Annotated in this window: 16 protein-coding genes and 1 pseudogene; 7 read left to right on the top strand and 10 right to left on the bottom strand. The window is 63.4% G+C overall.

The window, feature by feature from the left end; genetic code table 11:
* Positions 1-7: 7 nt before the first annotated feature.
* The 3 genes from C1737_RS05050 to C1737_RS05040 all read left to right on the top strand — a co-directional run bounded on the left by C1737_RS05050 (position 8) and on the right by C1737_RS05040 (position 1710).
* A complete protein-coding gene (locus C1737_RS05050; RefSeq protein WP_082972756.1) occupies positions 8-238 on the top strand; it encodes a DUF167 domain-containing protein in 231 nt (76 codons plus the stop codon).
* A gap of 87 nt (positions 239-325) precedes the next feature.
* On the top strand, positions 326-1138 hold the full coding sequence (locus C1737_RS05045) for a PPOX class F420-dependent oxidoreductase (RefSeq protein WP_102417402.1): 813 nt from the start codon (positions 326-328) through the stop codon (positions 1136-1138).
* 326 nt (positions 1139-1464) lie between these two features.
* On the top strand, positions 1465-1710 hold the full coding sequence (locus tag C1737_RS05040; protein ID WP_068092478.1) for a hypothetical protein: 246 nt from the start codon (positions 1465-1467) through the stop codon (positions 1708-1710).
* Positions 1711-1801: 91 nt separating this feature from the next.
* Here the strand turns inward: C1737_RS05040 and C1737_RS05035 are convergent, their stop codons facing one another.
* The 3 genes from C1737_RS05035 to C1737_RS05025 all read right to left on the bottom strand — a co-directional run bounded on the left by C1737_RS05035 (position 1802) and on the right by C1737_RS05025 (position 3450).
* The gene (locus tag C1737_RS05035; RefSeq protein WP_068092475.1) at positions 1802-2542 is read right to left on the bottom strand and encodes an SDR family NAD(P)-dependent oxidoreductase; all 741 of its coding nucleotides are present in this window, start codon (positions 2540-2542) and stop codon (positions 1802-1804) included.
* 74 nt (positions 2543-2616) lie between these two features.
* Complete coding sequence (locus tag C1737_RS05030) at positions 2617-2979, bottom strand: nuclear transport factor 2 family protein (protein WP_233214657.1); 363 nt, start codon at positions 2977-2979, stop codon at positions 2617-2619.
* A gap of 42 nt (positions 2980-3021) precedes the next feature.
* Positions 3022-3450 (bottom strand): MarR family winged helix-turn-helix transcriptional regulator, encoded by a 429-nt coding sequence (locus tag C1737_RS05025; RefSeq protein ID WP_233214656.1) that lies wholly within the window; start codon positions 3448-3450, stop codon positions 3022-3024.
* Positions 3451-3941: 491 nt separating this feature from the next.
* Here C1737_RS05025 and C1737_RS05020 point away from each other — a divergent pair, with 491 nt between their 5' ends.
* Entirely contained in the window at positions 3942-4877 is a 936-nt protein-coding gene (locus tag C1737_RS05020; protein WP_102417401.1) for an SAM-dependent methyltransferase, read from the top strand.
* 173 nt (positions 4878-5050) lie between these two features.
* On the opposite strand, the gene C1737_RS05015 is transcribed toward C1737_RS05020, so the two are convergent.
* Complete coding sequence (locus C1737_RS05015; protein ID WP_102417789.1) at positions 5051-6013, bottom strand: alpha/beta fold hydrolase; 963 nt, start codon at positions 6011-6013, stop codon at positions 5051-5053.
* A gap of 263 nt (positions 6014-6276) precedes the next feature.
* Here C1737_RS05015 and C1737_RS05010 point away from each other — a divergent pair, with 263 nt between their 5' ends.
* The 3 genes from C1737_RS05010 (at position 6277) to C1737_RS26820 (ending at position 8553) form a co-directional block, all read left to right on the top strand.
* On the top strand, positions 6277-7578 hold the full coding sequence (locus tag C1737_RS05010; protein WP_102417400.1) for an EAL domain-containing protein: 1302 nt from the start codon (positions 6277-6279) through the stop codon (positions 7576-7578).
* A gap of 125 nt (positions 7579-7703) precedes the next feature.
* Positions 7704-8105 (top strand): nitroreductase family deazaflavin-dependent oxidoreductase, encoded by a 402-nt coding sequence (locus C1737_RS05005; protein ID WP_102417399.1) that lies wholly within the window; start codon positions 7704-7706, stop codon positions 8103-8105.
* A 250-nt stretch (positions 8106-8355) separates the two neighbouring features.
* Entirely contained in the window at positions 8356-8553 is a 198-nt protein-coding gene (locus C1737_RS26820; RefSeq protein WP_199182782.1) for a hypothetical protein, read from the top strand.
* A gap of 26 nt (positions 8554-8579) precedes the next feature.
* On the opposite strand, the gene C1737_RS04995 is transcribed toward C1737_RS26820, so the two are convergent.
* The 6 genes and pseudogenes from C1737_RS04995 to C1737_RS27490 all read right to left on the bottom strand — a co-directional run.
* Positions 8580-9158: a zeta toxin family protein gene (locus C1737_RS04995; RefSeq protein ID WP_102417398.1), complete on the bottom strand. Its 579-nt coding sequence runs from the start codon at positions 9156-9158 to the stop codon at positions 8580-8582.
* A 22-nt stretch (positions 9159-9180) separates the two neighbouring features.
* Positions 9181-9570 (bottom strand): hypothetical protein, encoded by a 390-nt coding sequence (locus C1737_RS04990; protein ID WP_067916924.1) that lies wholly within the window; start codon positions 9568-9570, stop codon positions 9181-9183.
* Between the two features lie 312 nt (positions 9571-9882).
* Complete coding sequence (locus C1737_RS04985; protein WP_102417397.1) at positions 9883-11031, bottom strand: cytochrome P450; 1149 nt, start codon at positions 11029-11031, stop codon at positions 9883-9885.
* Between the two features lie 2 nt (positions 11032-11033).
* Positions 11034-11261, bottom strand: coding sequence for a hypothetical protein (locus tag C1737_RS04980; RefSeq protein ID WP_102417396.1), 228 nt, complete (start codon positions 11259-11261; stop codon positions 11034-11036).
* A 91-nt stretch (positions 11262-11352) separates the two neighbouring features.
* Positions 11353-11490, bottom strand: coding sequence for a hypothetical protein (locus C1737_RS27045; RefSeq protein ID WP_197509434.1), 138 nt, complete (start codon positions 11488-11490; stop codon positions 11353-11355).
* A 125-nt stretch (positions 11491-11615) separates the two neighbouring features.
* A pseudogene (locus C1737_RS27490) lies at positions 11616-11762 on the bottom strand (SRPBCC family protein); the annotation flags it as partial.
* Positions 11763-11851: the final 89 nt, after the last annotated feature.

The raw sequence follows: 11851 nt of genomic DNA, 5'->3' as shown, positions 1-11851 counted from the left end.
ACGCGGCATGACCGACTCTGTCGTCGTCAGGGTCAAACCCGGCAGTCGCAAGGGCCCCCTGGTCGAGGTTGGCCCGGATGGTGAGCTGACCATCTACGTTCGGGAGCCAGCGGTTGATGGCAAGGCCAACGATGCCGTCACCCGGCTACTCGCAGCCCACCTTCAATTGCCCAGAAGCCGGGTCGAATTGATATCCGGAGCGACGTCGCGGCTCAAACGTTTCCGCGTGAGCCGCTGAGGGCAGCACCCTCGTACGTCGTGTCACATACCGCCGTCCTATTCCGTCTAGCGAGCAGAGGCAAGGAAGCACTGTCGGAAGGGCGGCATCATGAATCGATTGAGTACACCGGCGCAGACCTACCTGATTGCGGTGACAGCGGCCGTAGGGGTCGCCACCGCGGGGATCGGGATCTGGTGCCTCGTCGATCCGAATTCGTTCGCCGATGCCGTCGAATTTGATGCGCACCGCCACTTCTTGCATGACGTGGGCGCGTTCCAGGTCGGCCTGGGCCTCGCCCTGCTACTCGCCCTGATTTGGGCGGATGCGCTGGCCACGGCGCTGGCCGGATTCCTGGTGGCGAACACCGTGCACACGGTGAACCACATTGTGGACCTGGACGTGGGTGGCTCCGTCGGCCAAGCGTGGGCGCTCGGTGTGATTTCCGTTGCCCTGGTTCTGGCACTCATGCTGCGGTTACGTCAGCTCGGATACGTCCTGGGCGCCGTTGGCACGGCGACTAATCCGCCGTTGGCGCCATTCGTGCGCCAAAAGACGATCAGCCTCACGACCTTTCGCAAAGACGGCACGGCCGGCTCCAGCCCGGTCAGCATCGTTGTAGACGGGGATCACGCGTATTTTCGAAGTTTCGAACGGGCGGTCAAGGTGCGCAGGATTCGCCGCAATCCGAGCGTCGAATTCTGCCCGGCAACGGCATCGGGCAAGCCCGTGGGATCCGCGCTATCCGGCCGCGCACGTCTGCTAGAGGGCGCTGAATACCAGAAGGCGGCACGTCTGCTGCGGCAGAAATATCCTTTTCTGCATGGCGTGCTGGTGCCTTCGGCGCACCGGCTCTTGCGGTCCAAGTTCGGCCGCACCATACACGCGGAGCTGACTCTGCTTTCTGAATCGCCGAGCTAGCACCGTTGTGGTCACCTCTCCTCGGCGCGGATCTGAATTGATTCGCCAGATGAATCACCGGCTCTTCTGGGCCGCGAACATGGCATCGTCCTGTAACGCTGTGGTGCAGGGTATTTCTGCACAATTCAAGCGCCCACTCCCGCCCCACGGCGAGGAGGCGTAGCGGTAAGGGCGCCGTCAGCCGAGCATGGTTGGCGCGGAGCACGACTCTGTGCTGTGACCGTTAAGGATCGTTACCGAAATCGTGATTTTCGCACTCGTATCATTGGATTTACGCGAGATCCGCAAACGACGCCGATCGGCATCCGCGAGCCTAGGGGGCTGATATGACGACCGCAATCGCCGCGCACGAGCCAGTCGAGAAAGACGCGGTCGACGCGCATGATGATGTCACTTTGGCGGTCGCCAGGGTCAACGCCTTTGCCTATCGCGGGGAAACTGTTCTCGCCGAATTGAAGCCGCGCTGGCGCGCCACCGAAGAAGAGATCTTGCGCGCGGCGATCACGGTGATTTTGGTAGCCCTCGTGGCGGTGATCGGCGTCGCCGCGGGCGCGATCTTGACAATGGGCTAGCAGCGGATACGGCAGACGTCGCCGGGGGAGAGGACGTCAAGGCCTCGTCATGAGACAAACTGCGCCCAGCAGATGCGGACCATCGTTGAAGTCAGAGCTGGATCTGCCCGCCGTCCACAGCGATCTCCGCACCGGTGAGGAAGCTGCTCTGATCCGAGGCCAAGAACAGCACCGCCGACGCGATCTCCTCGGGGCGTCCCAGCCGCTTCATCGGTACCTGAGCGGCCATGCCGTCGAGCAGGTCTTGTTTCTGGTCAGCGGGTGCCAGCCCGGTGAGTCCGGGAGTTTCGATGGGGCCGGGGACGACGGTGTTGACCCGGATCCTGCGGTCGGCCAGTTCTGCTGCCCAGGTGCGGCCGAGGGACCGAATGGCTGCTTTGGATGCCGCATAGAGACCGAACGCGGGTACGCCCTTGGAGGCCGCGGTAGATCCGGCGAGGACGATCGAGGCGCCCTCGTTGAGCAACGGCAGCGTCTTCTGCACAGTGAACACCGTGCCGGCAACGTTGCGGTCGAAGTTGTCTCGGTAGTGTTCCGGGGTCACATCGACCAGGGCGGCGAAATCGCCGCCACCCGCATTAGCGAAGACAACGTCAAGGCCCCCGCCGTGCGCTGAGATTTCAGCCGCCAGCATGTCGAGTTCTTCTGGCCTACTGACATCGCTCTGCACAGCGTGGGCGCCGATCGAGGTGGCTGCCTCGTCGAGGCGGGCGCGGTCGCGGCCGGTGATGAAGACATAGGCGCCTTCGTCAGCAAGGCGCTTGGCGGTGGCCAGGCCGATGCCCGAGGTTCCGCCGGTGACCAGTGCTATCTTGCCGTCGAGCTGTCCCATGAGAGGGCTCCGATCTTCTTGTCTCTCGTGTGGTTGATGCGCCTTCGCGCTCTATAATGGCGGTGATATATCACCTATTTAGGGGTGTTCAACACCGTCCACAGCCGCTGGATCCGGTCATCGGATATTTCGGCCACGTCGAAGCCCGATGCAACGGCATGATTGTCAGAGGTGCGTAGCTCCCATGCCAAAAAACCCAGCCCACGGGTCTGGCGGACCGCACCGGCCTGGATGAAGTGCAGGCCGTGCAGCTTTTCTTGCAGCTCGGCAGCCTTAATATTCAGTTGGCCGCGGCCTCTGGCCACGCCTTCGTCGTCGATCCACTGCACGTTGTCCGCGTAGGTTGTCGCGATCGCCCCGGCGCGGCGCTCAGGGTCGCGCTCATTGAACACGGCAAGGAGGTTGGCTTCCATCAGGCGGGTGACTACATCGCTCACGTGACACTCCAAAACTAGGTGATGTATCACCTAATACTACCACTACCTGGTTGCGGGTGGCAGCGAGCTGTTGTGATCGAGGTTGACGTGAATGTGCTCCAGTGCGGCCGTGAGCGGTGCGAGCAGATTCTCAGGCAGCGGATCAAAGAACAGTCTGCGTACCAGGCTGACATGGCCGGGAGCGGCCTCCACGAGGGCCTGCCGTCCACTCGGGGTAAGTACGACATGCGTGGTACGGCCGTCCTCGGCGCTGGGCCGCCGTTCAGTGAGGCCACGTTCCTCCATGCGCCGCAACTGATGTGACAGCCTGCTGCGTTCCCATCCGATTTGCGCCGCCAGATCACTGACGCGCATGGCCTCCTCGCGGTCACCGCTGAGTGCCACCAGCACGTCGTAGTCGGCCAGTGACAACCCGGATTCGGCCTGCAGCTGGCGGTTCATCTCGTAGTTCATCCGCAGTTGGACGCGCATGTAGGCCACCCAGGCGCGCTGTTGTCTTGGGGTCAGCCACTCGCGCTTGAGTGATACGTCCCGTACTCTTCTTGGCGTCACGTTTGTCAGTATGACGGCGCAATGGGCTCCGTGCGGGTGATCGGGGAAGCTGTCCCAGGTGCATCCACCCCACCACAGGGTCTTCTCGTCTATATGTCTCATGACACTTGGCGGATCCGCCATCGCCCCGCAACCACTCTTGAGATTCCACTGGAGCACTCACCACCACGTGGCGACCAACAACCCCAAGGTGAGTCCGAGCGTATGAATCGCCGACTGGCGAAAACTGCTGCTGTCCAAGAATTTTGAGCGGATCGAAATACCCCGGGGTAGGGACGCGCGGTCGAGGCGGGGCTCATTTCAAAAGATGAGAACGAAGTAGTTTGCTGGTAACCCGAGACGCTGACGGGATGTGGGCCGATCGAGGATGAGGGGTTGTACTGTATCCAGGCGACTTTCGGAGGTTCACGATGACACAACCCGACGACGACACCTGGGGTCCGGCCACCAGGGTGGGAATTACGGCCACCATGGCGGCGGCGGCCAGGGCCATCGCCACCAGGGATAAGGTCATCGACGATCCTTTCGCCGAGCCGTTGGTGCACGCCGTCGGTGTGAGCTTTCTGACCCGCTGGGCTACCGGTGAGCTCCTCGCCTCGGATCTCGACGCCGAGGGCAGCCCATGGGGCCTGGCGCAGATGCCCGCATCGATTGCGGCCCGCACGCGGTACTTCGACGAGTTGTGTGCCGATGCCGCGGCAGCGGGCATCCGCCAAGCCGTAATTCTCGCCTCGGGCCTTGATTCCCGCGCCTACCGACTGGACTGGCCCGCAGGGATGACGGTGTTCGAGATCGATCAACCGGCTGTCATCGAGTTCAAAACCACGACCCTGGCCAAGCTCGGTGCCAAACCAAAAGTTGACTTGCGCACGGTCGCCATCGACCTGCGCGACGACTGGTCTACGGCACTGGCGACAGCGGGTTTTGACACCGGGAGGCCCGCGGTGTGGATCGCCGAAGGCCTATTCGGTTATCTGACACCGGAGGCCCAGGATGGGCTGCTCGACACGGTCACTGCGCTGAGCGCGCCGGGTAGCCGACTCGGGAGTGAGGCTGTGCCGAATACCGCCGACATGGACCCCAACGCAGCGCGCGAACGCATGCGCGAGGCGACGGCCAAGTGGCGTGACCACGGCTTCGAACTCGACTTCGACATGATCGGGTTTGAGGGTGAGCGCCACGACGTGGGGGCGTACCTGGATGCACACGGCTGGACGTCGGTCCCAACTCCGATGGCCGCGCTGCTCGCTCGCCACGGGTTAGGGGCGATCGCGCAGGCCGACGATGATCGACAGACGATGAATGGGGTCACCTACTACAGCTCAACGCTGAGCACAGACCGTTAGCGTTAGCGGCAACTCCCATCCCGCCGGCCCGCGCGATCAGGGACCCGGTGGTTGAGCCGGCCCTCAATTACCGCTCGGCGTGGCGATTCTCGCGCAGGATCGCACTTTTCCGCAGAATCGGAAAACTTAGACCTCGGATGCCGAGCTGCGTCAGCGGGGCATCGCGAGCGGAATCAAACGCGTTGCGGGGCAAAGGATTGGACAGCCTGGACGAGCTCGTCGGCCGCCTCCCAGTTCAGCAGGTGTCCGGCGTCGGGCACCGAGACGAGCCGCGCTCCGGGAATGCCCTCAACGAGCCGGCGTGAATGGCTGAGTGGTGTCGTGCGATCGGCGGTGCCGACCATCACCACCGTCGGTGTCGTGATCTCGCCCAGCCGCGGATACCGGTCCTCACGCGAGAACGCCCGCACGATCGGCAGTAGCGGCCCGTGCTCCTGCATGTGCTTGTTGAAGAATTCGACGAACACCGCGATCATGGCCGGCGACGGGCGCGCTCCGCATTGCGCGGCACCGAACAGCGTCGCGACAGTCTCGTTACGCATCAACCGCTGCATGATGCCGAGTTGCAGCAGGGGGATCTGCAACCGGTTCTGCGGCGCCTCGTCCAGGATGCGGCCCGCCCAGGTGGCGAACAAGATGAGACCGCGCAGGCGGGCCCCCAAGCCGACGTGATCGAGCATCGCGCGGATGGTGACGAACCCGCCCATCGAGTGGCCAACGAGGACCGCGTCGCGAAGATCGAAATGCTCTGCGACGGCGGCCAAGTCGGCCGCCATGGGCTGCGATCCGACTCCATCGGAACCGAGGGTCGAGCGCCCGTGGCCGCGCTGGTCGAAGGCGATGACCCGAAACCCGCGGGCTTGCAGTTCATCCCACACGAGGTTCCACTCCAGGACGTTGGCGGTGTAGCCGTGGACCAAGAGCACGGGCGGGCCCTCGCCGGCCACCAATGCATGCAGCTCGGTACCGTCGGGGCGAGGGATCGTGACGCGCTCCCCGGTGGGTTCGACGACCAGCCGTTCACGGGGGAAGGGGTCGGGGTTTCGCCCGATGCGAGTGGTGATTTCCCGCGCGGCGGCCCAGCCCACCACGCCGGTGGTCCCGAGCGCAACCCCCGCCGCCAGCCCAGTTCTCACGCGCAGATCCTTCCACCGGGCAGCGTCGCCCGCCGTCGTCGACACCGAGTGCTTCGCATAAAGGTATGCCACATTGGTTCGGCATCCGCACCCACCGTCGTCGGTGTTGTCGCTGCTGGCTTGCCTCAGCTTCGTCGATGCCTGCGTTCTGCGGTGAAATGCGGCTTTCTTTCAGACATTGGTTGCAACTTTGAATAACGCCCGGAATTGGGGGCACGTCGGTATCGTAATTCCGCAACCCTGACGCGCCGCTGGGAACGGGGGTGAATGTGGAGAGCCTGGTTCAGACACTGGCCGCGTCCATGGATCCAGTGTCTTTGATGGGTCGCGTCGCGGAGCAGGCTTGCGCGTTCATGCAGAAAGCCGATGGAGCGGCCGTCACCCTGCTTCGCGCCTCCGACAACGCCTACGTGACCGTTTCCGGACACGGCGTGCTTGCGAGTACGCCGGGTTTCGTAGTGCCCAAACAGAACAGCTTTCAGGGTCTCGCGGCGCGTGAGAAACACCCCAAGTTGATAGCCGATGCGCTTGTAGACCGACGACTGTCACCACGCGTTCGCGCGATGAACAAACAATGGGGGACTCGGTCTTGGGCCGCGATTCCCCTGATGTACAACGACGAAGCCATCGGTTCACTGCTGCTGGCCGCGACAACCCCCGGTGCGTTCACTGACGCTGATGTCGACGCGATGCTCGACATCAGTGAGTTCGTTTCCGCCGTGATCGGCGCCCAATCACAACTCTCAACGCTGCTGACCCACGTGATGACCGACAGCGAGGATCGCGGGCAGCGCGCCCTCACGGCGCGATTCATCGCTTCGGTGATGTTGCCCGAAGCAGTCGAGACCGAGGAGTTGCGACACCGCCTGGACGAACTGCTGGCACAGCCGAGCGCTCTCAGCGCGGTCTTCCAACCCATCATCGATCTGGCAAGCGGGACGACGACGGCCTACGAAGGGTTGATACGTTTTCCCGCATCGTCGGAGTTCACCCCAACACAATGGTTCAGCGCTGCCCGGCGCCTGGGCCGAGGTCTCGAATTAGAACACGCCGCTATGCACACCATCCTGAGTGCTGCTCGCCGCATCCCCAGTGATTGCCCAGTCGCCGTCAATCTGAGCCCGAGCGCCGTGCTGGAACCGGCGATTCAAGACATGCTGGCGGCCCAGGACCGGGCGTTGATCGTGGAAATCACCGAGCATGAACCGTTTCCCGATGACCTTGGCCCGGGTCTGAAACCTCTGCGCGATCGCGGCATACAGATGGCAGTCGACGATGCCGGCGCCGGATACGCCAGTTTCACCCAACTGCTGCGGCTGCGTCCGGACATCATCAAGATCGACGGGGAGTTGATCGCCGGCATCGACGACGATCCCGTCAAACGTGCGTTGGTGACCGCACTGAACGCGCTGGCATCGGAGCTGCACGCCAAGCTAGTGGCCGAGGCTGTGGAGACAGCCAGCCAGCTCGAGACACTGACTCGTCTCGGTATCGAATACGGCCAAGGCCTTTACCTGGGGCCACCTCAACCAGGGGCTCAGCCATACCAAGTCAAAGTGCGTTAGCCGGAGCACGTGCCGCCGCATCTTCAGTGCTACGCCCAGCGCAAGGCCGACTGTTCTCGACCGTTTCACTCCCCGTGTCCGACCTATGTCCAGAGACGAGGCGATCAGTCTAGATAGGAGATGCAATGCCAGCACACAGGTCGCTCGCGAAGTTCAACCGTCGTGCCACTAACCGAGTTGTTGGCCAGCTGGCGCCGTGGCTGCCGGGATTCGGGGTCGTGGTGCACATCGGGCGCAATTCCAGACGCGAATACCGTACACCCGTAAATGTTTTCAGGGTGCCTGACGGCTATGTGATAGCCCTGCCCTTTGGGCCAGAGGCTGACTGGGTGCGCAACGTCATCGCCGCAGGAGGATGCGAACTTCGTGTGCGGGGCGGCCGGATAAAGCTCGCATCACCCGAACTTTTCCACGATGAACAGCGGCGACACGCGCACCCCGTAGTCCGAGGGATCCTTCGGTTCGCCAATGTCACCGACTTTCTCCGGCTACGCTTCACTAGCCCTCCGACACCCGCAGCGACCTAGTCGCGGACACCACGGGTAGTCCACTTTTACGGGCGGATCCGATCGAACGTGTGAGACGAAGGCCGCGCGTGGCGCGTGCGTGGGCACGCCTTCAGTAGGGTGGATCCGTGAGTCTGAAGAATGCGCGTGTCCTCGTCATCGGCGGCACTCCGGCATCGGCTTGGGCGTAGCATCCGCTGCGGGGGACCGCGGCGCCATACCCATTGTGGTTTCACGGCATGAGTCCAGCGTCACTCGCGCGCTGGCCTAATTGCCCGAAAACGCCCGCGGCGCAACGGGCGACCTCACTGACCTTGCGGCGGTCGAGCAGCTGGCCGCTGACATCGGCGACATCGACCACCTCGTCTACACCGCGGGCGACTCGGTCACGCTGGCGCCGGTCGCCGATCTCACGCTGGAGATGATCACCGGTTTCTTTGGGAGTGGCCACCGATTGCTGCGGCGCTGATCGTGGACAGCTCGAGCCAAGCGCACCTAGCCCGGCCAGCGTCGCGATAGCTTGTCGGACGCCCACGCCGGCCACGTCGGTGCGCCAATGACCGTGCCCGCGGTCAGTTGGGCGACAATTCGGGGCCCGTCGAGGCGTGAATTGTCGTAGATCGTTGCGGTGTCGGCGATCTCGATCGCATTGGCCACCAGTTCCCATAATCGGCGGTGCCGTTCACGGATCTTGCCCTCGGGGACGTCGTGACCGCCGTGGAGGACGCGCCGCCGCACGCGTTCGACGGCGAGGCCCTCGGGAATCAGCATCACGTGCAGAGCGATGACGTAGCCCGCATCGTGGGCGGAGCGGATAAGGTCCAGCTTCGACGGATGGGAGAAGACGGTCTCGGCGATGAACGACACGCCAGCCTCGATCAGCTTGGCGCGGGTATCCGCAGCGATCCGCGCTGCATCGTAGGCGTGCGCAGCTGGATCATCGGGCCAACGCTGCTTGGCGATCTCATCGGCATTGACGAGAACGCTGCGTGGCAGCAACGGCGCCAACGTGAACGCGATGAACGTCGACTTACCAGCGCCGTTCGGGCCGATGACGAGGTCGAGCCGCCTCACCGGCGCCTCGCGAAGTCATGGCTCATCCGTCGACGTCGACCACCGAGGTGGTTCCGTCGGGCCGGTACTCGACTATCTCGCCGTCGTCGTTGAGCGCGACCGTCGTGATGCCGCGCGCTGACAGCAAGTCACCGTAATGGGCGGTGGCTAGCGACTCCTCGATAGCGGCCGAGATCTCCGCGTTGAAGACGATGCCCTCATCCTCGGACAGGTGGTTCGTGTCGAGATCACCGGCCAGGGCGGCCTCGACACGGCGACGCGAGGCCGTTTGATGGCTCGACACTGCCCGGCCCACCCGAGCCCAATGATCGAGTTGCTGCTTGGCCGACCGGCTCTGGCGAGCACCCTCAGCAGCCGCGCTGTCCACAAGATCGGCGGCAACCCTGGTGACGCGGTCGGCGACGTTTGTCATGTCCGCACCTCCTGTAGCAGGATGCTACGCCTTGTAGCATAATGCTACAAGGCGTAGGCTACTCGCTGCGGCCTCGCGTGCAATACGGCCCGAGGTACTGGTAACCCTCCATATTCGATTCGTGGATATTCCTCGAAACGCGTCTCCGGCAGGGGAGCGGCGCGGCGAAACGGAAGGCTTCATTACGGTCGGCTATTGCCGCGCTCACAGCCGCGGGCGCGGCGGCCGTAACTGGACTGTGTGTCGCGCGGTGCTGAGCTGAATCTGGCGACCAGCGCGGCATCTACGGCAATTACCCGCCCGCGGTCTGACTTAGTGCCAGCGCAGCGGCAAATTCGACAGCCGGACCGCGTCCTCGAGGATAACCGGAGGCACGGACTCAGCATCTAACACGAACGCGGGGATAGTGCGTAACCATTCGCTGACCAACACAGTCAACGCTGTTTTCGCCAGACTGACGGCCACACAGCGGTGCGGACCCCCGCCGAACGCCCAGTAGTCCGCCCGCGACCCGTGGCCGTTCGCCATGTCTTCTTGGATGGCCGCCCCTACGCACAGCCCGACCCAAGCCCCTGCCGGGATCTCGACACCCGCCACGGTGACGTTCTGAGCGGCCCTGCGGATAATCACCGGGGCCGGCGGCTCGCGGCGCAGCACGTCTTCGACGAATCCCTCAATCCCTGAGGGGTTTTCGCGCAGCGAAGCGCATAGCCGCGGGTCGCGGGCAAGGTCAAGAAACACAAAACCCACCGCGCTCCTAAACGGCGTAATGCCCGCAGCGATCAGCATCTCAACTACCGCGCACGCGTCAGCTTCGTCGAACCCATCGTCACCGGCAACCAACCGGGACATAACACCCGCAATATCAGGGCTGGCGCGGCGCTGCGCGAAAGCCTCCGTCAAATAGCCGAGCATCTCAACTTTTTGCACCCAATCCTGGAAACGGGCACCTGTGAGCGCGGCCAGAGGCGCCCGCTGGATCGCCCAAAGCGCCTTCTCCCAGCGCAGCAACCTATCCCCGTCTTGCGGCGGCAACCCCAACACTGTGAGAAGAACCTGAGCCGCGAATGGCTCCGCAACATCGGCGATCACCTCACAACTACCCTGCGCGGCCACCGCTTCGACCACCGCCGCGGCCCGATCTTGCAACGCGGGTTGCATCTGTTTCACCGCGTGGGAACTCAATAACGGCTGCAAGATTGCGCGCCAACGCGCATGGTCCGGCCGATCCAAAACGGCGTTAAGCGAAAACACTTCCGGGTTACGCAGCGCTGCGAGCACATCATCGGCCCGTGTGAGGCAATAGCCATTCATAAACACGCTGTCCTCGATAAACACGACCGGTCCGCGCTTGCGCAGCGCGTCCCAAAGCTCGCTGCGATCCTCTGCGAAAAAATCAGGCAGCAATTTCTTACCGATCGGTGAGAGGTGATCTATCCCAGGCCGCACCTGCGCCGGCACACTCACACATCGCCGAAGTACTCCCGGATCTGGTCGAACTCGTCCAACAGGTACAGCCGCTCCCGCGCACGCCCCTCCCCACCGTAAGGCAACCCCTCGTGCGCACGCTCACTCCCGGACAGCACAACCGACTCACCAGCCTTCAACGCACACTCGAACTCGCACATCCGGCCTTCACTGCGCCACCAGTCCCACGACGCCTGCTTGGTGTCGATCAGCCGTTGCCGCACACCGCTCGTAGTCGACAGCCGGCGCGGCGTCAGGCGCCCCTCCCGCGCCAGCGGATATTCGCCGCACGGCGGCCCTGATTTATGCCACTCATCATACCGACGCCTCGGGAACACCGGTCTTGATCCGCGCCAACGTCTCCTCGGCGACCAGCGTTCCATCACTGTCGGGTGCGAACGTGTAGCGCCATGTGAGGCAGACAGCGTTCTTGGGTGCGATCGGAAGTCCCATCGGCTGTGAGCGCACCGAGAAGGCGAATACCCGTAGGGGTCACACTGGGTGATCATGCACGACGTCCAGTAGATGGGTCCTTTTTCGTTGTGCTTGACCCGACCGCGGAACTTCGCACCGGGTTGAGGACCTGTTGCACCCTCGAGCCATTCGGCCCGGATGGTTTCTGGGCTGAATCGTCCGATCTGCCTGACGTCGCTGACTAGCTTCCACATATCTGGGGCTGGCGCGCTTAGTCGGATCGTCGCTGACCCCCCAACCCCAAGCCGCATAGCGACTTGATCTGTCCCGGTCAGTTGTATCGGAACAAAACCGGGGTAGTTCAGCGGCCATCTCGGCTAGTTCAGGGGAGGCACGGTGA

This window comes from Mycobacterium sp. 4858 (assembly GCF_900240975.1).
Classification (GTDB): Bacteria; Actinomycetota; Actinomycetes; order Mycobacteriales; family Mycobacteriaceae; genus Mycobacterium.
This window is presented reverse-complemented; position numbering and strand designations above follow the sequence as displayed.